The sequence below is a fragment of the Arsenicibacter rosenii genome, assembly GCF_001870735.1.
Taxonomy (GTDB): Bacteria; Bacteroidota; Bacteroidia; order Cytophagales; family Spirosomataceae; genus Arsenicibacter; species Arsenicibacter rosenii.
In genome coordinates, this window is the sequence record NZ_MORL01000022.1 from 71,623 (window position 1) to 97,040 (window position 25,418).

16 protein-coding genes and 1 pseudogene are annotated in these 25,418 nt (G+C 41.7%); 11 read left to right on the forward strand and 6 right to left on the reverse strand.

Going from position 1 to position 25,418, the window contains the following annotated elements; all coding sequences use genetic code 11:
• The first annotated feature begins 51 nt into the window (after nucleotides 1-51).
• The gene (locus BLX24_RS24670; RefSeq protein WP_071505892.1) at nucleotides 52-2,028 is read left to right on the forward strand and encodes a M1 family metallopeptidase; all 1,977 of its coding nucleotides are present in this window, start codon (nucleotides 52-54) and stop codon (nucleotides 2,026-2,028) included.
• A gap of 85 nt (nucleotides 2,029-2,113) precedes the next feature.
• Here BLX24_RS24670 and BLX24_RS24675 read toward each other — a convergent pair whose 3' ends face one another.
• From BLX24_RS24675 to secA, 4 genes are all read right to left on the reverse strand, one after another.
• Entirely contained in the window at nucleotides 2,114-3,052 is a 939-nt protein-coding gene (locus BLX24_RS24675; RefSeq protein WP_071505893.1) for a 3-oxoacyl-ACP synthase III family protein, read from the reverse strand.
• Between the two features lie 91 nt (nucleotides 3,053-3,143).
• The gene (locus BLX24_RS24680) at nucleotides 3,144-4,271 is read right to left on the reverse strand and encodes a glycosyltransferase (RefSeq protein WP_071505894.1); all 1,128 of its coding nucleotides are present in this window, start codon (nucleotides 4,269-4,271) and stop codon (nucleotides 3,144-3,146) included.
• Nucleotides 4,255-5,349, reverse strand: a complete 1,095-nt coding sequence (locus BLX24_RS24685; RefSeq protein ID WP_071505895.1) for a hypothetical protein — start codon at nucleotides 5,347-5,349, stop codon at nucleotides 4,255-4,257. The genes BLX24_RS24680 and BLX24_RS24685 overlap by 17 nt, the downstream gene beginning before the upstream one ends.
• Nucleotides 5,350-5,461: 112 nt before the next feature.
• Nucleotides 5,462-8,848: a preprotein translocase subunit SecA gene (secA, locus tag BLX24_RS24690; protein WP_071505896.1), complete on the reverse strand. Its 3,387-nt coding sequence runs from the start codon at nucleotides 8,846-8,848 to the stop codon at nucleotides 5,462-5,464.
• A gap of 251 nt (nucleotides 8,849-9,099) precedes the next feature.
• On the opposite strand from secA, the gene BLX24_RS24695 reads away from it, so the two are divergent.
• The 9 genes from BLX24_RS24695 to BLX24_RS24730 are packed head-to-tail and all read left to right on the forward strand — an operon-like array spanning nucleotide 9,100 to nucleotide 19,786.
• Nucleotides 9,100-11,502: an SLBB domain-containing protein gene (locus BLX24_RS24695; protein ID WP_071505897.1), complete on the forward strand. Its 2,403-nt coding sequence runs from the start codon at nucleotides 9,100-9,102 to the stop codon at nucleotides 11,500-11,502.
• Nucleotides 11,503-11,518: 16 nt separating this feature from the next.
• Nucleotides 11,519-12,613 (forward strand): Wzz/FepE/Etk N-terminal domain-containing protein, encoded by a 1,095-nt coding sequence (locus BLX24_RS24700; protein WP_071505898.1) that lies wholly within the window; start codon nucleotides 11,519-11,521, stop codon nucleotides 12,611-12,613.
• Entirely contained in the window at nucleotides 12,610-13,566 is a 957-nt protein-coding gene (locus BLX24_RS24705) for a GDP-mannose 4,6-dehydratase (RefSeq protein WP_071505899.1), read from the forward strand. Before BLX24_RS24700 ends, BLX24_RS24705 begins: the two co-directional genes overlap by 4 nt.
• Nucleotides 13,567-13,582: 16 nt before the next feature.
• Nucleotides 13,583-14,860 (forward strand): flippase, encoded by a 1,278-nt coding sequence (locus BLX24_RS24710; RefSeq protein ID WP_071505900.1) that lies wholly within the window; start codon nucleotides 13,583-13,585, stop codon nucleotides 14,858-14,860.
• A gap of 3 nt (nucleotides 14,861-14,863) precedes the next feature.
• A complete protein-coding gene (locus BLX24_RS31795; protein ID WP_083422157.1) occupies nucleotides 14,864-15,445 on the forward strand; it encodes an acyltransferase in 582 nt (193 codons plus the stop codon).
• Nucleotides 15,432-16,085 (forward strand): class I SAM-dependent methyltransferase, encoded by a 654-nt coding sequence (locus BLX24_RS24715; protein WP_071505901.1) that lies wholly within the window; start codon nucleotides 15,432-15,434, stop codon nucleotides 16,083-16,085. The genes BLX24_RS31795 and BLX24_RS24715 overlap by 14 nt, the downstream gene beginning before the upstream one ends.
• Before the next feature lie 5 nt (nucleotides 16,086-16,090).
• The gene (locus BLX24_RS24720; RefSeq protein WP_071505902.1) at nucleotides 16,091-17,374 is read left to right on the forward strand and encodes a glycosyltransferase family protein; all 1,284 of its coding nucleotides are present in this window, start codon (nucleotides 16,091-16,093) and stop codon (nucleotides 17,372-17,374) included.
• Nucleotides 17,349-18,662, forward strand: a complete 1,314-nt coding sequence (locus tag BLX24_RS24725; protein ID WP_071505903.1) for an O-antigen ligase family protein — start codon at nucleotides 17,349-17,351, stop codon at nucleotides 18,660-18,662. Before BLX24_RS24720 ends, BLX24_RS24725 begins: the two co-directional genes overlap by 26 nt.
• The gene (locus tag BLX24_RS24730) at nucleotides 18,659-19,786 is read left to right on the forward strand and encodes a glycosyltransferase family 4 protein (RefSeq protein WP_071505904.1); all 1,128 of its coding nucleotides are present in this window, start codon (nucleotides 18,659-18,661) and stop codon (nucleotides 19,784-19,786) included. The genes BLX24_RS24725 and BLX24_RS24730 overlap by 4 nt, the downstream gene beginning before the upstream one ends.
• A 7-nt stretch (nucleotides 19,787-19,793) precedes the next feature.
• On the opposite strand, the gene BLX24_RS24735 is transcribed toward BLX24_RS24730, so the two are convergent.
• On the reverse strand, nucleotides 19,794-20,888 hold the full coding sequence (locus tag BLX24_RS24735; protein WP_071505905.1) for a glycosyltransferase family 9 protein: 1,095 nt from the start codon (nucleotides 20,886-20,888) through the stop codon (nucleotides 19,794-19,796).
• Between the two features lie 316 nt (nucleotides 20,889-21,204).
• Entirely contained in the window at nucleotides 21,205-24,528 is a 3,324-nt protein-coding gene (locus BLX24_RS24740; protein WP_083422158.1) for a right-handed parallel beta-helix repeat-containing protein, read from the reverse strand.
• A 207-nt stretch (nucleotides 24,529-24,735) separates the two neighbouring features.
• Here BLX24_RS24740 and BLX24_RS32275 point away from each other — a divergent pair.
• Nucleotides 24,736-25,418, forward strand: a pseudogene (locus tag BLX24_RS32275) (TMF family protein); the annotation flags it as partial.

Here is a 25,418-nt window from a genome sequence, read left to right on the forward strand (position 1 = left end):
CATTATCCATTGCATAGATGGAGCGTATTAATTAATTGTAACACTGATTTCATGAACAAACAAAGCATCTGGATAGGACTCCTGGCCATGAGCTTAATGGGTAGTGGCTTAGAGGCTGTTGCTCAGTCGACCGCACCAGGCAGCGGGTCGAAGTATGACCCTAAGGAACTGTTTCACCCGTTGTTTAACATGCAGCCCGGTAATGATTATCGTACGGGTAGCGGCGCACCGGGCCCCCGTTACTGGCAGAATAAAGCCGACTATAAAATCAATGTGACACTCGACGAGCCACAGAATACGATTAAGGGTGAAGTAGAAATTACCTACCGGAACAACTCACCCGAATCGTTGCCGTTTTTGTGGTTACAACTCGATCAGAATGCCTTTGCTGATACATCACGGGCGACTAAAACGACGCCCGTAACCGGTGGCCGTTTTGGGAATACGGATTTCAAAGGAGGCGTTGCCGTAACCAGTGTGGCGGTTGAACAAAAAGGTAAATTCAATGCTACACCGCATATCATTACGGATACACGGATGCAGGTGCGTCTGGCGGAACCCGTTAAGGCCGGTGAAACCGTAAAACTCAAAATCGCCTATTCATTCCCGATTCCGGAATATGGTTCTGACCGGATGGGTAAGTTAACCCGCAAAGACGGTATCATTTACGAGGTGGCGCAATGGTATCCGCGCATGTGCGTCTATGACGATATTGAAGGCTGGAACGTGCTGCCTTATCTGGGCGCAGGCGAGTTTTATCTGGAATACGGCGATTTTGAATATGCCATTACGGTGCCGTGGGACCACATTGTGGTGGGCTCGGGTGAGTTGCTCAACCCGACAGAGGTACTGACCGCCGAACAGATTAAGCGGTTGGAGCAAGCCCGGAAGAGCGACAAGACCGTAATTATCCGCAGCAAGGATGAGGTAACCAATCAGAATACACGTCCGAAAACGTCGGGAACGCTTACGTGGCGCTTCCGCTGTATCAATACCCGCGACGTGGCCTGGGCATCGTCTAAGGCGTTTGTGTGGGATGCGGCTAAAATCAACCTGCCAAGCGGAAAAACGATTCTCGGCCAGTCGGTATACCCGGCCGAAAGTGCTACGCAGGATTCCTGGAACCGGTCGACCGAATATGTCAAAGGGTGTGTTGAGTTCTATTCGAAATACCTGTTTGAGTTTAGTTATCCGGTGGCAACAAACGTAGCCGGTATTGTGGGCGGGATGGAGTATCCGGGTATCATCTTCTGCGATCACCGCGACAAGAAAGATGCGCTTTGGGGAGTAACCGACCACGAATTCGGCCACAACTGGTTCCCGATGATTATTGGCAACAACGAGCGTAAATTTCCGTGGATGGACGAAGGGTTCAATACGTTCATCAATGTGCTGTCGACGGCAAACTTCAATAACGGGGAGTATTACCGGGAACGCGGGAGTATGCACGACATTGCACCGGCACTGTTTAGTCCGGTGGAGCCGATCATGACCATTCCGGACGTGCAGCAGGCACGTAATCTTGGTATCCTGGCCTATTATAAGCCGGGTATGGGCCTGAAAATGCTGCGTGATGTTGTATTAGGACCGGACCGTTTTGATTACGCGTTCCGTACCTACATGCAGCGTTGGGCATTCAAGCACCCGACCCCGTATGATTTCTTCCGCACTATCGAAGATGCTGCCGGAGAAGACCTTGGCTGGTTCTGGAAAGGGTATTATTACGAGACCTGGAAGCTGGACCAGGCGGTAAAAGATGTTCGGTATGTAGAGGGAGCCGCCGAGAAAGGGGCATTCATCAGTATCGAAAATCTGGAAAAAATGGCGATGCCGGTCCAGATTGAAATTCAGGAGTCGAACGGCAAGAAGCAGCGGCTGAGCCTGCCGGTCGAAGTATGGCAACGCGGTGGCACCTGGACATTCAAAGCGAATACGACCTCAGCCATCCGTACAGTTACTATCGATCCTGATGAGAAGTTGCCGGATATCAATCCTAAAAATAACGTCTGGAAAGCAGAAGCGCAGTAATTCGCGGAAATAGCATACTAACAAAAAGGAGAAACGGTGCTTTGTGTCCCGTTTCTCCTTTTTATTTTGCCCTTATGCGTCCGGATCAGACTTCGACAAGCATAGCACCGTATGAGTAGCCGCCGCCAAACACCGTCACAATAATACGCTCCCCTTTCTTAAAGGTTTCCCATCGCTCAGACATGGCGATGGCGCAGCCCGCACAGCCTGTGTTTCCCAGCCGTTCAATATTTGAAATCAGTTTTTCCTCAGGCAAACCGAGTGTTTGCATTACATTACGGGAGATCCGCAGGTTGGCTTGATGCGGTAATACGTAGTCTACATCAGCCAGCGTCATGCCGCATTTGTATAACACTTGCTGCGTTGCTTTAGGCATATACAGGCAGGCGTTGATGAATACGTCACGCCCGGCCGGCATGATTACTCCTTTTTCCAGTGGCTTAAGTACCACGGCCATCGTTGCTTTGCCGGTGTGGGCCGCTCCGCCGGTCAGCAGGTAGCGGATGTATAAATCGCTTTCGCTCTGGCGGGTTTTAGTGATCATCAGTGCGGCTGCACCATCGCCCCATAAATGGCCTGAAATCGTGTCCTGTTCATTATTATAGGCGGTATTATGTTCTGATACAACGACCAGCGCACGCGTAGCCTTGTTCATCGCAAAATAGCCTTCAACAATTTCTATCGCATTCAGAAGCGAAGAACAAGCCGACGAAATCGAAACAACCGGAATTTCCGGAATGGCCAGATGGTTTTGTACCACGTGGGCCAACGTAACAATCGTATCGTGCGGGGTATAGGTAGCCCCAACGATTAAGTCAACGCCGGAAAGATCAACTTTATCCTGTAATAGGCGGACCACATCGACCGCCATTGAATTCGTATTTTCGTCAGGTGCTGCCTTACGCCGCTGCTCAATGCCGGTGCGCTCGATTATCCACTCGTTCGACAGACCGTTTAAATTAGTAAAGTGTTCGTTACCAACTACCTGCGTAGGCAGATAATGGCTAACTGCATGAATGTACATACGCCAATAAATAAGGGCGAAACCGTTTAAGGCCGAAAGTTAAATATTTCACAGACGGTATGGTATTGAAAATAAGAACAATGATAAAAAATCATGGTTTAGTTAAATTAAAATATAATTGGAAAAGTTTTTCACCTTCACTTTCCCAATTATATTGCTCTTCAACCGCCTTTTGTCCCTGTTTTCCAAATAATATTGTGTTAGAACGATACTGAAGCAGGTAATTCATGCTTTCTGCAAGTGCCCGGGCGTTAGCCGGTGGTACACATAGCCCGCCATTGGCCGGTTCGATGATAGACCGGTAAAGGGGAAAATCAGAGGCGATGACCGGAATAGCCAGCGCCATATACTCAAACAGTTTGCAGGGATAGGAGAGTGGGTAATCCCCGACAGGCTTCAGCACAGCGAGGCCGGCACAGCAGGAAGCGATCACCGGGAAGGCTCGTATATGGTCCGTCGGACCGTAGAAAATCAGCTGCTCCGCAACCTCATAATACCCGCTTATCGTTTCTAATTGGGTCTGAGAGACCGTAAGACGGCCAAACAGGTGAAGCCGGACAGAAGGAAATACGGGTTTAAGTATAGCCAGCGCCTCAATCATAGTATCCAGTCCGCGTTCCGGGGATAACAAGCCGATGTAAGCAAAATCATTGCGATAAGACGGGTCCGGCAGTTGTGTTGAAAACGGGTGTATATACGAAAGTGCCGGATAATTATGGATGACAGCCGGTGGATAGCGGAGATGGCTATACTCGGTCAGGTAACTGTCTTCGGTAAAAATGCAGTAGCAGCTGCGCCGTGCCATCAGGTCAAATACCTCAAATGCGTTCCGGAACAGCCAGTGGTTATTACGCGGTTTCAGGTGAAATTTCAGCCGCAGGTTTTCCTGTATGTCATACATCACCCGGATGCCAAAGAGCCGGCAGCAAAGAGCCAGTGGAAGCAGTTCGGGCATAAAGATGTGGATCGTTCGGGGCCGGAACCGAACGATATGCCAGGCAATAACCGGGTGAATGAGCAGAATCCGCCAGCCTAACCAGGCAAAACGCCTTAAGCGGATATATGTACAGGCGGGCGGAAGCGTTTCGGGGCCAGGACCGGTCAGCAGGCAGCGGACGGTGGCTTGCCGGGCCAGTACCGGCACATACTTGTACATAATCCGTGGGTCAGTTGCCGCATGTGCCGGACTCACCAGCAAAATCCTATTTCCGGATGCCATACTTTTTCAGCTCGCCTTCGACCCACTGATTCCAGCGTTCCTGTGCGCCCTGATTCAGGCCGTGGTTGGTTTCGCCGTCATACTGTTCCTGTAGTTTACTCATTTCACGGTACGACTCGATAAACTGGTACTGGATGATGCTGTTATAATCTTCAACCGTAAGACTGTCGGGAATAATTTTCCGTTTAAACTTCTCGGCCACAATTTTGGCAATATCGAAATGCCGTTGCTCATGGTTGAGGCTATAGGCATTTTTAGCTACTTCACGGGCCCATGAGCCGCTTTTAAGCATATATACCTTCATCAGCAGGTTGACCGTAACAACCCCGTTCTCAACGCTGCTGCGGCCTATATAGGCAAAATTCGGGTTAATTTCGGCCGCAAACCGGCTGGTGGCCCGTGGCGTTGCCTGAAAGTCGTTCCAGGCAACAGGTCGCTCTGGGGAATAAAAGACCGTATCACTACCGGTGCGGTTCTGCACATATTCCGTGAAAGTAACTTTGATGTCTTTGGCAAGCCGTTCATCGCGTTTGGCTTCCCGGTTCATAAAATCGTTAAAATATTTGAGCGACGCCACAATGCTTTGGCGGATACTTTGCTCAACAACACCGGGCTGGGAAAGCGGCCGTGAGTAACGGGCGGATGTCCTGAACTCGGTCAGTTTGGCCGGGGTGCTATACTGATCTTCATTCCGTTTGTAATAAAATATAACGCCGAAGCTTAGCTGCCCTTCTGTAAAAGGCCGGTTCTGCGGAGCGTTTTCGGTTAACTGGAGATCGGTCAGGTGGATGGCAATAGGCCGCAGCTTCGTATTCGTCCGCAGGCTTTTCTGAATAAACTGCTGAATACCGGCGGCAGCTCCGCCGGTCAGGTTAACGGCTGAGACCGGTTGATTCGGGGCAGTTGCCCAGCGGCCGATGCCTGATTTACCCGCACGCTGATCAATTACCTCCGCGATATAATATTCGGTCGGCGTAAATGAAACGGATTCCGGTTTTAATGAAATGGTATTTGCCTGTTGCGTGGCCGAGGGCAGGAGCAGCCCCGCCAGTACCACCAACCCAAGCAGGAGTCGCATAGGCATAGAAGACAATAGTTCTGAACAACGGTGTTAAAAAAAAGTGGTGGTACGATCCGATCCGGAGCTGTACCACCACTAATATACAAAGAAAACAGATGCTAAGTTCGGCTTAGTCGATCAGAACCGCTTTGCCGCTCAGTAAGTCATTTTCAACGAGTTTGTACTTCACATCACGCTTCACGCGGCCGTCCTGATACTGCACATTCACCCGCTCGTTGCGGTTCGCAATTTTCTGCGAACGGACAGGTGCCTGCTTCGGAGCCGTCTGCTGTTCCGCCATCCGGCGGGCGTATTCTTCCGGGCCGCTGGCCAGGTGATCGTCGTCGAAATCTTCCATATTCGTATGGAGTTCCGGTTGTGGTTCAGAAAAACGCTGGGCTGGTGCCTGACGGATTTCCTGCTCCACTTCCTGCGCCTCCTGGGCCGGAATATCGGCTTTCGACAGGAAACTGATCGTATCGAAATTTACCTTGTTGATAAACCGCTTGAAGAGTTCGATGGATTCGAATTTGTATACCAGTAACGGGTCTTTTTGCTCAAATACAGCGTTTTGTACCGATTGCTTCAGGTCGTCCATTTCGCGCAGGTGTTCTTTCCACTCCTGATCGATAATGGCCAGCGTCACTGATTTTTCCATCTCTTTTACCAACAGACGGCCATCTGAGGCTACAGCTTCGCGCAGATCGCTGACAACCTGTAGTTCGTGCATACCATCGGTAAACGGAACCACAATGTTGCGGATAAACTGGCCTTGTTGTTCCAGAACCTGTGTCAGGACCGGCAGGGCCTTATCGGCGATAGCGTGGTTTTTATCCTGGTAATGTGCTTCTGCCTCGTCATACAACCGGCGTACCTGATCCTGCTTCTTAAGTTTCAGGAACTGCTCCTGTGTCATGGTCGTTGGCAGGCCAAGTGTAGTCAGCAACTGGAGCTGAATTTCTTCGAAATTGCCTTCGGCGTTGTTGACAATTTCTTCCACCACGTCATACATGGTGTTGGCAATATCAAGCGGCAGACGCTCCCCGAACAGGGCGTTCCGGCGACGTTTGTAAATCGCCTCCCGCTGATAGTTCATTACGTCATCATATTCCAGCAGGCGCTTCCGGATGCCGAAGTTGTTTTCTTCTACTTTCTTCTGCGCCCGCTCGATCGATTTCGTAATCATAGAGTGCTGGATCACTTCGCCTTCTTCAAGGCCCATACGGTCCATCACCCGGGCGATCCGGTCGGAGCCGAACAAACGCATCAGACTGTCTTCCAGCGATACGAAGAACTGGGAGGTTCCCGGATCACCCTGACGTCCGGCACGACCACGCAGCTGGCGGTCAACGCGGCGGGATTCGTGACGTTCGGTACCGATAATGGCCAGACCACCGGCTGCTTTCGACTCAGGCGTCAGCTTAATATCCGTACCACGACCGGCCATGTTAGTCGCAATCGTTACCGTACCCGGCTTACCGGCTTCGGCCACGATTTCGGCCTCGCGCTGGTGCTGCTTGGCGTTCAGGACCTGATGAGGAATCTTGCGCAATGTCAGCAAACGGCTGAGTAACTCTGAGTTTTCAACAGAGGTTGTACCAACCAGTACGGGGCGGCCAATGCTCACCAGGCTCGAAATCTCTTCTACAACCGCGTTATATTTTTCACGTACCGACCGATATACCTTATCTTCCTGATCTTTACGAACGATTGACTTGTTGGTCGGGATCGCCACTACATCCAGTTTGTAGATCTGCCAGAGTTCGGCGGCTTCTGTTTCGGCCGTACCGGTCATCCCTGCCAGTTTGTGGTACATCCGGAAATAGTTCTGGAGCGTAACGGTGGCGTAGGTCTGCGTGGCATCCTCTACCTTTACCCCTTCTTTGGCTTCAACCGCCTGATGTAAACCGTCTGACCAGCGACGGCCTTCCATGATACGACCGGTTTGCTCATCAACGATCTTGATCTTCCCGTCCATGATCACATAGTCAACATCGCGTTCGAATAGACTATAGGCTTTCAAGAGCTGGTTAACGGTGTTGATGCGCTGGGTTTTTACCGAGTAGTCGCGGATAACGGCTTCCTTGCGGAGCAGTTTTTCCTGATCGGTATACTCTGCACTTTTATCGAGTACATTCAGATCAACTGATAAATCCGGCAGGATAAAGAAATTAGGGTCTTCGCCCGTACCGGTGATGAAGTCAATCCCTTTTTCAGTAAGATCAATGCTGTTATGCCGCTCATCGATGGTGAAGTAAAGCGGTTTGTCTGCCTCCGGCATCAGCTTCTGGTTTTCGGCCAGGTAGATCGACTCTGTTTTCTGCAACAGGGCCTTCATACCGGTTTCACTCAGAAACTTAATGAGTGGCTTATGTTTCGGTAACCCGCGGTGAGCACGGAACAGGGCAAGACCACCCTCTTTCTCATCGCCGGCCGCAATTTTTTTCTTGGCTTCGTTCAGTAAATCATAAACCAGTTTGCGCTGGGCTTCTACAACCCGCGAGACCCGTGGTTTCAGCTCAATATACTCCTGCTCATCGCCGCGAGGTACGGGCCCCGAAATGATCAGAGGCGTCCGGGCGTCATCGACCAGCACGGAGTCAACCTCATCAACCATAGCGAAATGGTGTTTACGCTGTACGAGTTCGTCCGGTGTCCGGGCCATGTTATCGCGCAGGTAATCAAAGCCGAATTCGTTGTTGGTACCGTACGTAATGTCGGCACGATATGCGTTTTTACGGGCTTCTGAGTTTGGCTGATGTTTATCGATACAGTCAACGCTCAGGCCGTGGAATTCAAACAGCGGAGCCATCCATTCCGAGTCACGTTTAGCCAGGTAATCGTTGACCGTTACGAGGTGGACACCCCGGCCGCCCAGCGCATTCAGGAATGAAGGGAAGGTCGAAACAAGTGTTTTACCTTCACCGGTAGCCATCTCGGCAATTTTGCCCTGATGCAGTACGACACCGCCGATAATCTGCACATCGTAGTGGATCATATCCCACTTAATGAGCGAACCGGCGGCATTCCATTCGTTAGCCCAATACGCTTTATCGCCCTCAATCTGGACATTACTTTTGGTGAACGAAAGCTGACGGTCAAACTCTGTCGCTGTTACTTCGAGCTGGTTGTTTTCCGTAAACCGGCGTGCCGTTTCTTTCACAACGGCGAATGCTTGGGGCAGAATGTCGAGCAATACGCGCTCCAGCTCTTTGTTGCGGTCTGCTTCGAGCTTATCAATCTGGTTGAAAATCTGCTCTTTGTCATTGACATCCATGTCTGGCTGACTGGAAATCTGTTCCTGCAGCTCAGCCACCTGGGTATCAATTTCCGACAATTCCTGCGCGATATGCTCTTTCAGACTGGCTGTAATACCGCGCAGCTCGTCATTGGAAAGTTCTTTTAACCGGGCAAATTCGGCATTGACCTTTTCTACGTACGGCAGCAGCTCCTTAATGTCCCGCTCCGACTTGGTACCGAATAGCTTGGTTATACTTTTCGTGATGAGGTTAATCATTTCGTTTAGCGATCAGAGATTCGTAATCGTTGTGAGCGATGGGCTAATCGGCAACGGCCTCGGATATCACCCCATGTAAACAACCACTACTTATTCATTTTTATACAAAATTAGTTCATTACAACCGGACTACAAGCCCTTAACCCTAACCGATTTATGGCCTGGTCCGGGCTTTTGAATAACAGGAACGTAAATTTTAGGATTATTCCGTTATTTTTGCCCTGCAATTGTTGGCCCAAAGGCCATAGAAAATGACTACTCACGACAAATTGTCAGTTTATACCTACTATATCCGGCTTTATAGCAAGAAAGCCGCCATCGTAACCTGGATATTACTAGCCGGAACGGCGGTTTTGGCACAACAAAAGTCTGTATCCCGGGTAGATCAGTTATCTGATGATCAGGTGCTGGAATTTTACCGGCGGGCACAGGCCAGTGGTCTGACAGAGATGCAGATTGAGCAAGCGGCTATGTCGCAGGGATATACACTCGACGATATTACCAAAATGCGCCGCCGGATGACTCAACTCCGAACGCAGGGTAGCCGTACTACCGGTCAGTCTGTTCCAGATACTGGTATTGTAAGAACGTTACCAGGCGGTCTTTCGCGCAGGGTGCTGTCAGATTCTCTCTCTTTGTTTAGTCTGGATACGGTTAAGAAGCCTGTTGTTTTCGGAGCATCGCTGTTCCAGAATGCCAACCTGTCATTCGAGCCGAATCTGCGTATGGCTACGCCAAAGGGCTATATTGTCGGGCCGGACGATGAAATCCTGGTTGATATCTATGGGGCCTCTGTCGCCAACATGCGTCTGAAAGTCAGTCCGGAAGGAACCGTGAAGATGGAAGGGCTGGCCCCGGTTGTCGTCAATGGACTAACAATTGAACAGGCTGAGCAGCGGATTATCGGCCGACTGCGTCAGGCCTATCAGGGGCTTGGGTCAAATGGCACCTATGCCACGGTCACTTTAGGCAATATCCGCAGCATCCGCGTAACGATTGTCGGAGAAGTCGTACGGCCCGGAACCTATACCATCTCATCGCTGGGATCAGCTTTTAACGCGTTATATCTGGCTGGCGGACCAAATCCGGAAACCGGCTCTTTCCGGAAGATCAATATTTTGCGGGGGAATAAGGTCGTACGAACCATTGATCTTTATGATTTCCTGCTGCGTGCCGACCAGAAAGACAATATCCGGCTTCAGGACCAGGACGTTATCCGTGTCGGAGACTATGAGACACGGGTAGAGTTTATTGGCGAAGTACGCCGCCCGGCGATTTATGAATTGTTGCCCGGTGAAAACCTGAAAACAGCCCTGAGCTTTGCCGGCGGGTTTACCGATGAAGCGTATACGGCATCGTTTACCGTACGCCGGAACACATCGCGCGAACGAAAAATACTGACCGTTACAGAAGAGCAGCTGGCCGGGTTTGTGCCACAGCGGGGCGATAAATATACCGTTGGCAAAATTCTGAACCGGTACGAAAACCTGGTCCAGATTACAGGAGCAGTGATGCGGCCAGGTGAATATGCACTTGAACCGGGGCTGACAACAGTGAGAGAGTTAATCAAACGTGCTGAAGGGTTACGCAATGACGCTTTTATGAACCGGGCGCAGATTTTCCGTGAGCGGACGGATATGGATATTGAAAATATCTCGTTTTCAGTCAGTAAATTGCTCAAAGGCGAGGTTGCAGATATTCCGTTGCAGCGGCAGGACAGTGTTGTTATTCAGTCAATCCGGGATCTTCGGGAAACGTATTATGTGATTATTGAAGGAGCGGTCAACAAGCCGGATTCATTTCTTTATGTACGCAATCTGAGTGCTGCCGATCTGATTGCTATGGCTGGTGGCTTTAAGGAAGGAGCTGCACCGTCGCGGATCGAGATAGCCCGACGTATCGGTGCCGATACATTGAGTACTAAAGGGGCCCGACCTACGGTAGAAATTTTTTCATTTGCGCTGGATCCTGCTTTAGGTATTTCAAGCAGCAACACAAATGGCGCTACACCAGCGGAATTTACCTTACAACCGTTTGATATTCTGTATGTGAGATCGGCACCGTACTATGAGAACCAGCAGCGGGTATATATAGGCGGAGAAGTTATGCATAGTGGCAACTATGCCATTGTGGGCCGGTCTGAACGAATCAATGATCTTATCCGCAGAGCAGGCGGGCTAAAGCCGGAAGCCTATTTGCAGGGGGCACAGTTTAAACGGCGCGGCGATCTGGTAGCGACGGATTTGCGTAAAATTCTGGATGACATCGGTGTAGAACAAAATCTGTTACTGGAGAGCGGGGATTCGCTGTTTATTCCACGGAAATCAGAAATTGTACGGGTACAAGGAGCGGTATTAAATCCATCTTCTGTTAGCTTTGAGCGCGGATTCAGCTTCCGTGATTATGTGGCGCAGGCAGGAGGTTATACGGAGAATGCCCGCAAGAACAAATCGTATGTCATATATCCGAGCGGGCGTAAGCAGGTTGGGCAGCGATCAAAAGTGGAGCCTGGATCAATCATCAATGTTCCGTTCAAGCCACTACAGGAAAACCGGATGAGTCCGGCAGAGCGGGTTGGTATTCTTTCGTTAGTTGGTACGCTGGCTGCCACTACAGCTACTATTCTGATTAATATATTAAGCAAATCAAATTGATTTACGTAAATCTCTCATGGAGAAAAAAAACATGGGTGAAAACATTGGTAGGTTGAATCAAATAGATGATGAGACTATCGAAATATACTTGAGTGACATTAAATCCTTTTTGAAAAAAAGCAAGCTGACTGTCGCGTTAATGACATTGATTTGCGCGTTATTCGGTATAGGATATTCATTGCTGTTACCTAATGAGTATAGTTCACAGATTATGGTAATGCCTGAATTACAACCCAAGTCTAATTCTACGCTAAGCAATTTAGGGTCGCTTGCCGGTCTGGCAGGTATCAATCTGGAGAGTTTAAGTAATGGAACGGATGCTATCCGGCCTGATCTATATCCGACAGTTGTTCAAAGTGTACCTTTTTCGTTGCATTTATTGACGCAAACAGTCTACAAAGAAAATGTAAAGGTATCGTTAGAATCATTTCTCTCATCTGCAAAAGGAAACCCGGTTTCTGTTATTTTTAGTAGGATTTTTGCTGGAGATGATCAGAATATATTAGTTTCTAAGGTACATAATAACGGGATTTTACAACTGACTAAAGAAAAGGAAATACATATTCAGGAAATTCAGAAGCGGGTTGGCTTAATATACGATAAAAAAAGCGGGATAATAACTGTTGGAGCAACCATGCAGGATCCTGTTGTTGCAGCTGATGTTGCGCAGCACACGCTCGCATACCTGACCGCATATATTACTGGTTATAGAACTGAAAAGGCGAGGGCAGAAGTCGATTTTTTACTTAAACAAGTACAATCAGCAAAAAAAAGATATGAAGTCGCTGAATTAAACTTGTCTGCATACAGAGACCGGAATAGAGGGTTATATACAAATGTTGCTAAAATCGAAGAACAACGTTTACAGGCAGAATACTTATTAGCTCAGGATCTGTATAATAATCTGTCTAAACAGCTCGAAATGGCCAGAATAAAAATACAGGAAAATACCCCTGTATTTAAAATACTGGAACCGGCAAAAATACCCCTTCATAAAAGTGGCCCTAATAGAACACTAATAGTAATGGGCATGGTACTTCTAGGCTGTATACTTGGCCTTTTACTGAGTTTCATCAAGAGCTACATGCTTAGCAAGAAAAAAACATTATGAACAAAGCACTGATTTGTGGCGTTTCCGGACAAGATGGTGCTTACTTAGCGCAGCTCCTTCTCAAGAAAGGATATGATGTGTATGGAGGTTCAAGAGATGCTCAGATGTCATCGTTTACAAACCTTGTCAGACTGGGCATCAAAAACGATATAAGATTAGTTTCACTAAGTATCAATGACTTCAGAAGCGTGCTGCAGACTATACTGCGCATAAAACCTGATGAGATATATAATCTGGCTGGACAAAGCTCAGTTGGATTATCATTTGAACAGCCGGTAGAAACACTTGAAAGCATCAGCGTAGGTACTTTAAATTTACTGGAAGCAATTCGATTTAGTGAATTGCCGATTCGGTTTTATAACGCTGGGTCTAGTGAATGCTTTGGTGATACAGGTCAGTTAGCTGCTGATGAGACAACACCATTCAGGCCGAGAAGCCCATATGGTGTTGCTAAAGCAGCTGCATATTGGCAAGTAGCTAACTATCGGGAAGCCTATCAGATACATGCAAGTACAGGCATTCTGTTTAACCATGAGTCTCCATTACGGCCTGAACGGTTTGTTACACAGAAAATAGTTGCAACTGCCTGCCGTATTGCAAAAGGCAGTAAAGAGACCCTTACGTTAGGAAATATTGATATTGCGCGGGATTGGGGGTGGGCCCCTGATTATGTAGAAGCGATGTGGTTAATGCTACAGCAGGATATAGTCAATGCAGGCGATTATGTTATCGCGACAGGAAAGACAAATAAACTAAAGGACTTTATTGAAGCTGTTTTTACTTCACTTGATCTGAACTGGGAGCAGTATATTGACATTGATCAATCATTATTCAGACCAACTGATATTGCAGAAGGGCATGCTAATCCCGTAAAAGCTAAGAGACAACTGAATTGGGAAGCTCGTTACTCAATGCAGGATGTAGCCAGGGAAATGGTTGAAGCGAGAATGTAATACAGAAAAAAGAGTAATGGTTGTAAATCCTATAAAATATAAGTCGAAACTGCAGGCTATTTTTCATAATGGTCTTGCTGCGAATATGATTTCTTTAGGATTAGTTCAGCTGACTAATTTTATAATACCTTTAATTACTTACCCATATTTATTTCAAATTCTTGGCGCCGAACGGTTTGGTATTGTCACATATGCGCTCAATATAATGTTATACATGACGACAATTGTTGATTATGGCTTTAATTTATCTGCACCTAAAGCTGTAGCTTTAGCAAAAGGATACACTAGAGAGCTATCAGTTATTGTCTCATCAGTATTGCAAATAAAAATATACTTATTTCTCCTTGTAGCCGGAATAATAGTAATAGCATCTATCATTATCCCTGAGTTTAACAAGCATTCAAACCTTTATGTGTTTGGGATCATATATGTAATTGGGAATGCCGCATTGCCAACGTGGTTATTTCAGGGCCTTGAGGAAATGAAATATATAACCTGGCTAAATATATTGTCGAAGGTTATTCTCACACTATTACTTTATCTGTTTATTAAAAATCCTGACCAATATATATATGTAGTAGGGTTTTATGGGCTGGCAAATTTATTTTCAGGCGTAGTTTCTATGACATACGCAATAAAAAAGTATAAAATAGACTTAACATGGCAAACAATAGAGACGATAAAGGGTGAGTTACATAATGGATTTAGTTTCTTTATTTCTAACATATCGTCTATTGCATTTAGTAACTCAACAATAATTATACTTGGATTTTTTGTGTCAAATGAAATACTCGGGTTCTATAGTCTAAGTGAGAAAATTGCGTTTTCTGTTTGGCAGCTATTATCAATATATTCTCAAGCTACGTTTCCGGTGGTATGCAGATATGCAGTCGAATCTGTTAATCACTTAAAATCTTTCTATAAAAAGATATACGTACCATTTATTTTACTCATCACCGTTTTTTGTTGTTGCCTGTTTATATTTTCAGACTATCTCGTATATGTTGCTACAGGTGAATATTCTATTCAAACAGTAGCTATATTGAAAATTCTTTGTTGGTTTCCGCTCGTGGTAGGTTTAAATATTCCGGCATTTCAGGTATTAATTGCTTATAATAAACAAATATATAATGCGAGGCTTTTCAATATAGCCGTTATATTCCATTTAACTTTATGTACTTGTTTAGCCTATTATTATGGAAGTATAGGCGCCGCATGGTCAGCTGTAATAACTCAGTCTTTTTTAACATTGTCACTGTATGTAATTGTTAAAAGACTAAATATTCTTGCGTGAAATATGACTAAATATATCAAAGAAATAATAAGGCTGTATTATATATATATTAAAAGACTATCTATAGGGAAATCTTCATATATTTCCTTGCGATTTCTAAATATATCAGGAGGGAAATATATAACAATTGGAAAAAGTACTACAATACAAAAAAAAGCATGGATTGCAGCATTTACAAATTATGCCGGTGAAGAGTTCTCGCCTCGAATAGCTATTGGCGATGATGTCGCAATTGGTAATTATGTTTGTATTACAGCAATTAATCGTATTGAGATTGAAAGTGGATGCTTGTTTAGTGAATATGTGTACATATCAGACCATGCACATACAACTAATCCTGCCGCCGGGCCATTGGTTAAGCAGCCATTATACAGCAAAGGACCGGTAAAAATAGGAGAGAACTCATTTATAGGATATAGAGTATCAATCCTGCCAAATGTAACATTAGGCAAAGGTTGTGTGGTTGGGGCACATTCGGTAGTCACCCGGTCATTTCCGGAGTATAGTATGATTGCAGGTTCTCCTGCACGGTTAATTAAAAAGTTCAATCCTGTAACAAATAGTTGGGACGATGTTACTATATAAGCAAAAGAGAGGAATATATTTTACGCAGATCAGGGAAGATCTGATTGCTCATATTCCTTATAATCCGTCAAACCGGATTTTAGAAATCGGTGCGGGTGGGTGCGCAACATTAGTAGCAATAAAAGAAAGACAGCTGGCAACAGAAGTGGCTGCTGTAGAATTATTCGATCTTCCTCATACAGATCAGTCTAATCCACTCATAGACAGACTGTTTATTGGTAATATTGAGCATGAGTTGCCTGATTATCCCTTGAATTATTATGATGTGATTCTATGTGGAGATGTACTGGAACATTTAGTTGATCCTTGGCGGGTAGTGAAACAAATTACAAGGTTCCTTAAAACTGGAGGAATAATCATTGTCTCATGTCCAAACATACGTGAAGTTTTCACACTTAGCAAAATACTTATTACGGGGTCATTCGCTTATCAGGAAAGTGGGATAATGGATAAAACGCATTTACGTTTTTTTTGCAAAAAGGACTTGGTAGAGCTAATGACTACAGATGAGTTAGTGCCGGTTAAAGCAATTCCTAATTATTTCATTACTCCAAGAAGGGGAAATTTTAGCCGCTTTCACTTTGGAATTTTGGATGCATTTATGGCACCTCAGAATATTGTTGTAAGTCAAAAAAGATAACATTTGTGGAAGCTGTCTTTACCATTGTTGCCAAAAATTATATACCTCTGGCAAATATATTAGGAGACTCAATTAGAGAGCAGCATGATAACTTGCCTTTTTTTATAATTGTTGCTGATGAGGATGAGGGATTAATTGATTATCAATCTCAACGATATCCAATAATTCCAGCTAATAAGTTAGGTATTACTAATTTATTAGATATGGCATTTAAATATAATGTTACTGAGTTTTGTACAGCAATAAAGCCATTTGCATTTAATCATCTCAACAGCATTGGGTATGATAAGATAATTTATTTTGATCCTGATATTTATGTATTCAATTCGCTAAATGAAGTTTTTAATAAATTATCAGATTATTCAATGGTGGTGACGCCACATTTTAATACTATAGAGGAACAATATACAGGTATATTCAGAGAGGGTAATATTCTTTTTGCAGGTATTTTTAATTTTGGATTTGTTGCAATAAATTTTTCCGGTAATGGTAAAAAGATAACGAATTGGTGGTCTAACAGACTTTCTGACAAATGTTACGCTGACCGGACCGATGGTTTTCATGTAGATCAGAAATGGGCTGATTTCCTTCCTGTATTTTTTGGCGATATATACATAGAGCGCTCATTAGGTTACAATATGGCTGTTTGGAATTGGCATGAACGCGGGATAGAAATCATAAATTCTGAATATTATGTTTATAACCGTATTAATAAAACAAAAAATGAGAAACTGATTTTTTATCATTATTCAAATTATAATTTTAAAAATGCTGGTAATTATGACGAATTCGTACCAGTATTATCAAATAAGTATATTGATATAATACCAATTAGTAAGTTTTACGCTTACAAATTGAGTCTGGAAGGTATTCCCGAGAAGATTACGAAACTAGCATACTCATATGCTAAATTTGATAATAATGTTCCTATTGCTGCTTTTCATAGAAGACTTTACAGGCAATCAACCGCTTTAGGGTATTCATTTAAAAAACCGTTTGAGTCTACTGGAAATGAAAGTTTCTATAAACTACTTGAGCGCAAAAAAATGTTGACAAAAAGCATACATCATGATAAAGTAAATGAAAAGAATTATGCAGGATTTGAGTCGAAATTAAAGTTAGTAAATATGATTGCCCGTCTTGTGAAGTTTTTGTTAGGATTTGAGCGTTATGCTTTACTTTGTAAGTTTTCATATAGATATGTAAGGCCAGAAAATCAAATATTTTTATTGTTTGACGATAAAGTGAAAACACCGTTTGAGAATGAAAATAGATATATCAATTTATAATTTTTTCTTTCGCAAAACAAAGAGTCTGTCTTATGCTGATTTGAAGCTTTTCCTATGGTTTTGCATATGCCTGACTGCTTCTTTTGATATAATATTAAATTTAAGAATAGCAGGATTTGCATTAAGATTTGTCTATTTACTTATAATTGTTCATTGTATATTGTATTTTATAGAGTCTATACTAAATGGTAAGTTCATTGTAAAATATTTAGGCGGTAAATATTTTTTTGTTTGGTTTTTTTTTCTCGTAATATTTGTCAATAATACACCCTTAATCAACAGGAACATAGGCTATCTGTTATGGTTACTTATTCATGCATTTTATACAATCGTATTGGCTCAATCATGTAATAATAAAAAGAAGCTACAAAAATATGTCAGTGTATATTTGTTTTCTTTCCTCATAACAAGCTTATTTGGTTTTCTGCAATTAGGGTTGGGTCTACTTGGAATTGACTTGTTAGTAGAGCAATGGTGGATTGAAGGGCGCTTTCCAAGGCTGAATGGATTTTCTTATGAACCATCATATTATGCGACATATTTAATCGCCGGTTTTTCAACCTCATACTTTTTATTTAGAAGTAAAGTCAATAAACATTCTGAATTGATAAAATATACTAGTATTATATCTTTATTGGCAATAATACTTAGTACGTCCAGGATGGGATTAATAGTTGTAGTCACTGAGTTAATTGTTTACGAACTTTTTATAAATAGAACTAATTTAAAAATAAAATTAGTAGTTATAAGTTCCATTGCGTTTGTATTAGTTGTAATTACCATTGTTGCTCTTAGAACTGATTTTCTGTTTTTTTTATTTGATGGCTTAGGTATTATGGGTAGCTCTGCTCACTCAAGTATGGAGAGACTTGACGGGTTCTTTACGCAAATAGAAATTCTAAAGAAAAATCCATTCAAAGGATATAGTTTAGGTGGGGTATCTCAAGCCATCGCATTTGAAAAAGGTGTCGTTAATATCTCACAAGAGACTATAAAGCCATATGATGTGAGCATGAATATTTTTGTTGAGGTACTTACTGCAAGCGGAATCATAGGATTTTTATTCTTTCTGCGGTATATATATACATTATTTAGTTACACTTTCTTCAAGATGAGGGGTTATGTACCTGAGGTAATACTTCCAGATAAGTACAGCCGGGCACTGGCCTGGGGATTACTTTTTGAGTTAATTATTTTGTGTTTTAACCAAAATATTTTGCGACCATATTTGTGGGTTCATATAAGTATCCTGAACTCAGCCTTTTTTGTAAAATTTGATTCGAAATGAAATTGTCTGTTTGTATAGATGCCAGAATGATCAATAATTCTGGCATTGGAGTATATATATTGAATCATATAAAAAATTATTTATATGACGACGAAATAGAATTAATTTTGATTGGAGACAAAAATAATTTGATTGCCTGTTTGGGTAGCTCTTTTACTAGGGCTGTTATTATAGAAGATTTAACCCAAATTTATACAATCAAAGAACAGATTTCTCTATATCTACAAATACCTGAATGCGATATATTCTGGTCTCCTCATTACAACATACCACTTCTGCCTGTTAAAGCAAGAAAAAGGCTTGTTACCATACATGACACATATCACTTAACTTACGCAAGTACCTTAAGTTTGCCACAAAGAATTTATAGTAAACTTGTTCTTTCACAAGCTGTAACAAAATCTGATGCTATCATTTGCGATTCTTATTTTACTAGAGATGAAATTAAAAAGCATTTTCCAGATATTTCCTTAGATCCCTTTGTTATTCACTTAGGAATTGATCATAGTTTATACCGGAAAATTGATGATACTAGTCTTAAAGATCGTTTAAAAAGTAAGTATCAAGTACCAGATAATTATATTTTGTTCGTCGGCAATGTTAAGCCAAATAAAAACCTTAGTACACTGGTAAAAGCCTTAGGTGTAATAAATAAGCAAGGTTTAGACCGTAAATTAGTTATTATTGGCAAGCGCGAAGGCTTCATAGGAAAGGATGATACTCTAACAGAATTACTTAATAATGACTATGAACTATCAAGAAATGTAATTTTTACTGGCTTTGTAGAAAATGAAGACTTACCAATATTATATAATTTAGCATCTGTTTTTGTATTTCCTTCTTTATATGAAGGCTTTGGCTTCCCTCCACTAGAGGCAATGGCTTGTGGCTGTCCTGTTGTCGCATCTAACTTTGCAAGTATACCAGAAGTTTGTGGTAACGCTGCTTTTTACATAAACCCAAATTCAGCTGAATCTATTGCTAACGGTATTTTGAGTGTTTTAAATGATAACGAGTTAAGAAATAAATTGGTTTTGGCAGGATTAAAGCATGTTCACCGATATTTATGGTCAGACACAGTTTCTGAAACTAAAAAAATTTTAGTTAGCCTGTGTAAGAAATAACTCGTTATTATAATAATGAGTTTGCGCAATTATAAACTTCTTCAACTGTAATGTTAGCCATACAGTTCGTTTCTGTATGATTGGATTCGAATCCTAAATTTATATATCCACAACCTTCACCTTTTGCCTCTATAGATTTTGATTTAGCATTTAAAGCCCCCCACCTTAATGCCGTCGTAGGGCCATGTAGATCAATTACAGGGATATCAAGAGCGGAGCCTATATGCATTACGCCAGTATTCACGCTTATTAGTAATGATGCCTTGCTAATAAGGTAAACAGTTTCTGTTAATGAGAATTTTCCACACAAGTTATGAATCGGAATCTCGGATCTACATTCAGTAATAAATGATTTTGTTGCTTGAAAGTCTTTATCAGACCCAGTTATTATGATGGGTAGATTATGCTTGTTATATAATTTATGTGCCAAATCAGCCCAGCGCTCTGTAGGCCATTCTTTTAAATAAGCTTTTGAACCTCCTGACCATAAGTGGAAAATAACGTACTTTTTATATTGTTCTAAAAAAACATCAACTTTGACACTTTTTTCTGAGATAAGTCTTATTCTATTTCTATAAATATTATTTAAAGGAGTTAGTAAATTTCTGAAGTTCTCAACTTCGTGGATTTCATTTGAATGCTTTACTGATGTGTTGAATAAGTAGTGCTTAAATTGATTTTCTGTATTAAAACCAATTCTGTATCTGCTTTTGATGCAAAATGAGTAAATAGCATCAAGCCGGGGCCACTGCCCTGTATCAATCACAAGATCAAAGTTTCCGCTTTTTCTGAGAGTTTTTATTGATTCTATTACTTTTGTTACAGGAATGAACATTATATTATTTATTCCTGGTAATAGTGATACAACACCGTGATTTGACGGGCCAGCGAAGAATACTATTTCTGCTGAAGGATATAAATCTTTTAAATCCTGTATCATTGCTGATAACAGAACTGTATCTCCAATAGCTGCTGTCCTTAATATCGCTATCCTATTTAATTGAGGTATTGTTTTTGTATTTTTTTTTAGCAATTGTAATATAAACAATGCAGGGATACCTATATATCTGTCAATATTGTGTAACAGACGACTGCCTCTCATGCTGTTTGAATTAAGTTTTATGGCAAAGGTAATACTTATTTGATTAATTCACTTTTGTGTGGTATAATTTTAGGTTTTATTAGTTCAGTCTTCAAGTTGTGCTATCATGTTAATCTTGGAGCCCTATCATCTACAAATTTCTTATGCGTATAGGCGTTTATGTATCACTTGATACTGCTTAAGGTTGAAATTGTTGTAAGAGCAAGTTATAAATAGGATTAGCTAATCGTTAATGTAAAGAGTAACCGTTTTGTGGATGAGAGAGTTTTACAGGGAATTTTTTGGTATTTTTTAGTTATAATTTTGTTAATATCTTTTATGGTTGTACAATAATGTCGATATTTGATTCATCATCTTCACCACGAAACCCGTTATTCGGAGTTGAATCTGGATCGGAGGGAGAAGCTGATGTTATTTGTGTCATGTTGATATATTTACCGGCTTGAGTTGCGCGTAGCTGGAACGTTAATATTTTAGACGCATTCGCAGCTAGTGAGGTAATACTAGCTCTTATGGCGCTTCCATTAAGGGTCCAGCCTTCACTCAGAACAAATTGTAACCCATTAGGAAGATTACTTTCAATCTGTATATTATTTGCTGTATATCCACCTGCATTCTGTACAATGACACTATACGTTAAAATGTTAGAAACCCTGGCTACACGTTTATCTACCTTAACGATTATACTTAAATCTGCCTGAGTTAAACTGATTGTATTTCCTGAAGATAGAGGTGTTGGCAAAGGTAGCTGATTCGTATTCGGTGATTCATAAAGCTGATAGCTTATATTGCGTGTTAAAACTTCTGTGGTTGATGTATCATCTTCACCGTCCGCTGTTCCTGAATTTACATTGCTATCATTATCCGGAATGTTTGAAGAAATAATTTGTGCGCTTAAGCGATATATGCCATTTACTATTGGCTTTGCTGTAAATTGAAATAATTGTTGGCTATTTCCTGAGAGATTGGTTATATTGCCTGTAAGGATATTATTGGTATATGATATGTTTGGGTAGCTGACTAGCTCCATATTTGCAGGCATTCTTAACTCCCATTGACCTGATGTAACTGGAATAGACGATGTGTTGGCAACATTTAATGTGAAAGTGATTGGCTCACTTGTCTGGACTAAACGTTTATTTGAGGTTAATAGTAAGCTAAGATCTGTTGTTGGTAGTGTGATATCTTTAATTAAGATCAGGGATTTGAATGGGCCCAGGACAACTGTTTGTGGGTATAATTGATTGTTGACATCTTTATAGTTGCCATTTACAGTAACCGTAGAGTCTCTAGTAGTTGGATTATATATAATTTTAGTCAATGAATTGGGATCAAGCTTATTTAAGGATGCTTCTTTAAAACTCACATTATCGATCCAAAGTGGCTGGTTACTTTCAAACACACGAAAAACTAATAAAGCATTTTCCAGGTCAGTAATTGGCCTGAATCTAGCTTCATAACGTTGTGTAGAAGTACTGACTATCTTGCCTGGATAAAGTTCTACCAGACGATTGAACGGAGGAAATTGGTATTGAATATAGACAAGAATGATCCGGTTTGGAACGGTTGTAATTGCATCAAAACTTACAACATAATCTTTATCCTTAGAAACACTTCCAATAGTTTTTGCTGCATATAATGAGGCTGCTAAGCCTCCAGATATAGTAGAAAATGTTAAGGCAAGGCTCCCTCCGTTTATTTTGTTTGTATTATCCCAGGTTCCTTGTCCATTATTAAAGTCACTAAATACAAAAAAACCACCATTATTATTATTAAAATTACCATCTATGATTTTTTCTGGTCCATTAAAGTTATTTGTTGAGTAATCTTTAATTGTAAAAGGTGATTTTTTTGAATTAATATCTTTTCCGTATTTAGTCTGCCATTCTTGTAGTGGTTGTAAATCATATAAATTTCCGTTCGGAGGAGGATACGAAAGACGCATGGTTAATACATCATCTACAGGACGGGCATAAACATTGTTGTCGAAGTTTCCAAGCGTTGCAAGAGATGATGTATATGATTCATATTTTGCAGTTAATTGAGAAGGAAGTTTAGCCACCGCAATATTATTACGGCTTATATTGTTTGAGGCAGTACATATTCCAGTATTATCGACAGAGTACTGTGCTTCAAAACAATCAAAAATTGTATTCCCTTCAGAAAGCACATTTTGAGTGTCATGCAGATATATGCCTAACCCAAAACAGTTGAATACTGTATTATTTCTGACAATAACATTACTTATACATTCATCAAGATAAATACCATTTGCCCCTCTAAACCCATCTGATGAGCCCTCAGGTGCACCAATTCCGTTATAGATAATATTTTCTTGCAAAACTACGTTTGTCATATTATTCTTAACACCGTTCCAGTTATATAATCCCCCACCGTCACTTTTTACAAGACAGAAGTTTGATATTCTATTTCTATAAACAATAGCGTTATTCTGAGGAAATGTCAGGGCATTATAACCAATACTATCTATTGTGTTATATTCTATGTTTGTGCTGTTTAGTGTATACGCAATGAATCCTAAATATTGAGCATCTCCTGATTTTCCACGCCCCGGACTTGTTGCAATATCTGATAGTTTATTGTTTCTAAATACAAAGCTATTGTATTGATCTATTTGAAATCCATTATTATTGCATTTATTGATGATTGAATTTGTGAAAAGGATATTATTACCCGATCCGTTTATGAGAACACCATTTTCTCCTGCATTAGTAATTTGGCAGCCTATAACACTAAAGCTGTTTACATTCTCTGCATATAAATTATAATTTGTAGATTGTGTTATATGAATATCTTGTATCAGAATGTTAGACATTCCTCTTATATCAATGCCAATGCTACTAATTGTTGAAGTTATGCTTTGATTATTTGGATTACCTGTTTCTAAGTATAACTGAAATGTTTTATTCGCTGGATTAAAATACCATTCGCCGTTCTGATCAAGGGTTGAAGGGTGGTTTTGTATGAAAAAGCCATAATTGTCAGCAAGATCATAAGATGAATTATTACTTAATATAAGCGTATTGCTATTTTGCTGAGTAATAGTAGCTCTGTCTAGTATCCAGTTTATAGGCCTGACTACTACTTCGGCACCTACCCAGTTCGAAGTTAAAGGCTCTTTACTTGCAAGAATTGTTTTACCAGAATGCGATTGTACAGTTAAGTATCCTCGGTTAGGTGTATTTGTATTAGGATATCTCCCTAGTGGTAGAGAAGAGTTATTGAGATATAAACCTGTTACGTTTGTACCACACTGAGTACAAGTAGCCTGCCATATATTATTACCTAAACTGATCCAATTAGTAACAGCGCTACTGCCGGAAATGGTTGGAATTGCGCCTGTACCATAACTACCTATTGTAATAGGGTTGTTGGTAGTACCTGATTGCTTAATCACTAAGGACCCTTGAAATATATCATTTCGGCGAAAAAGAACTTTACTTCCTGGTTGAAGAACTAAATTATTGACCCTGTTAATCGTAAGTAGAGGGGTAGATGGAGATGTGCCGTTATTTGCATCATTTCCGTTACTAGCTACATAGTAAGTTACTTGTGCTTTGAGCGTTTGGCTTGGTACTGAAAGAAATAGTAAAATGAATAAACGTAAATAGTTTCTCATTTGCTAAAAAAGTTTACATATATAATATACCCCAACAACTGATGACTTTGGTAATCGTTCTGTTTATTTATTTACTGGCTAATAAGGTTCTGTCTGTAAGGCTATACTGATCAAGATTTATACTAATATTGTAAAACCTTTGTAGGGCGTTTATTCGTTAAGGAATGAGGTTAGTGGTGCGTTCGTATAAACAAAAGGAGCTATCATATGAAAAAATTTACATTTTATATCGTGATCCTGCTGGGCACGTCTGTAAATGCAATAGCACAGAATAATTATGTAGCAACGAGTCCGATCTCTGCAACACCGGGAGCAGATAACACATTGATAGGCATTGGAGCAGGAAATACAAACATGACTGGTGCCAGTAATATCTTTTTAGGAAAAGAGACAGGCATGCAAAATATGGCTGGTACAAAAAATGTGTTTATTGGGGTTGGAGCAGGGCGTCAAAACTCCTCCGGCCAAAGTAATACCTTTATAGGGTATACGAGCGGAGCTGCTACTACTACTGGTTATCAAAATACATTCATTGGAACAGAATCCGGCTTTAGCAATACGACGGGCAGCAGTAATTTGTTTCTAGGTTATAGAAGTGGCTTTTTTAATACTATAGGTAATAATAATACTTTTTTTGGCACTGGCTCTGGATATAACAATACCAGTGGAAATAACAACACTTTTCTAGGGGCAGATGCAGGAGGGAACACTACGTCAGGCTCAGATAATATGTTTATTGGGCCTTTGGTAGGAAGCTCTAATATTTCAGGATCTCAAAATACGTTTATCGGAAGTAACGCAGGTTTGAGTGCAACGGGAAATGCTAATACGTTTATTGGCTACAGAGCTGGCTATTTGACGACTACCGGTACAGACAATGTATTTTTAGG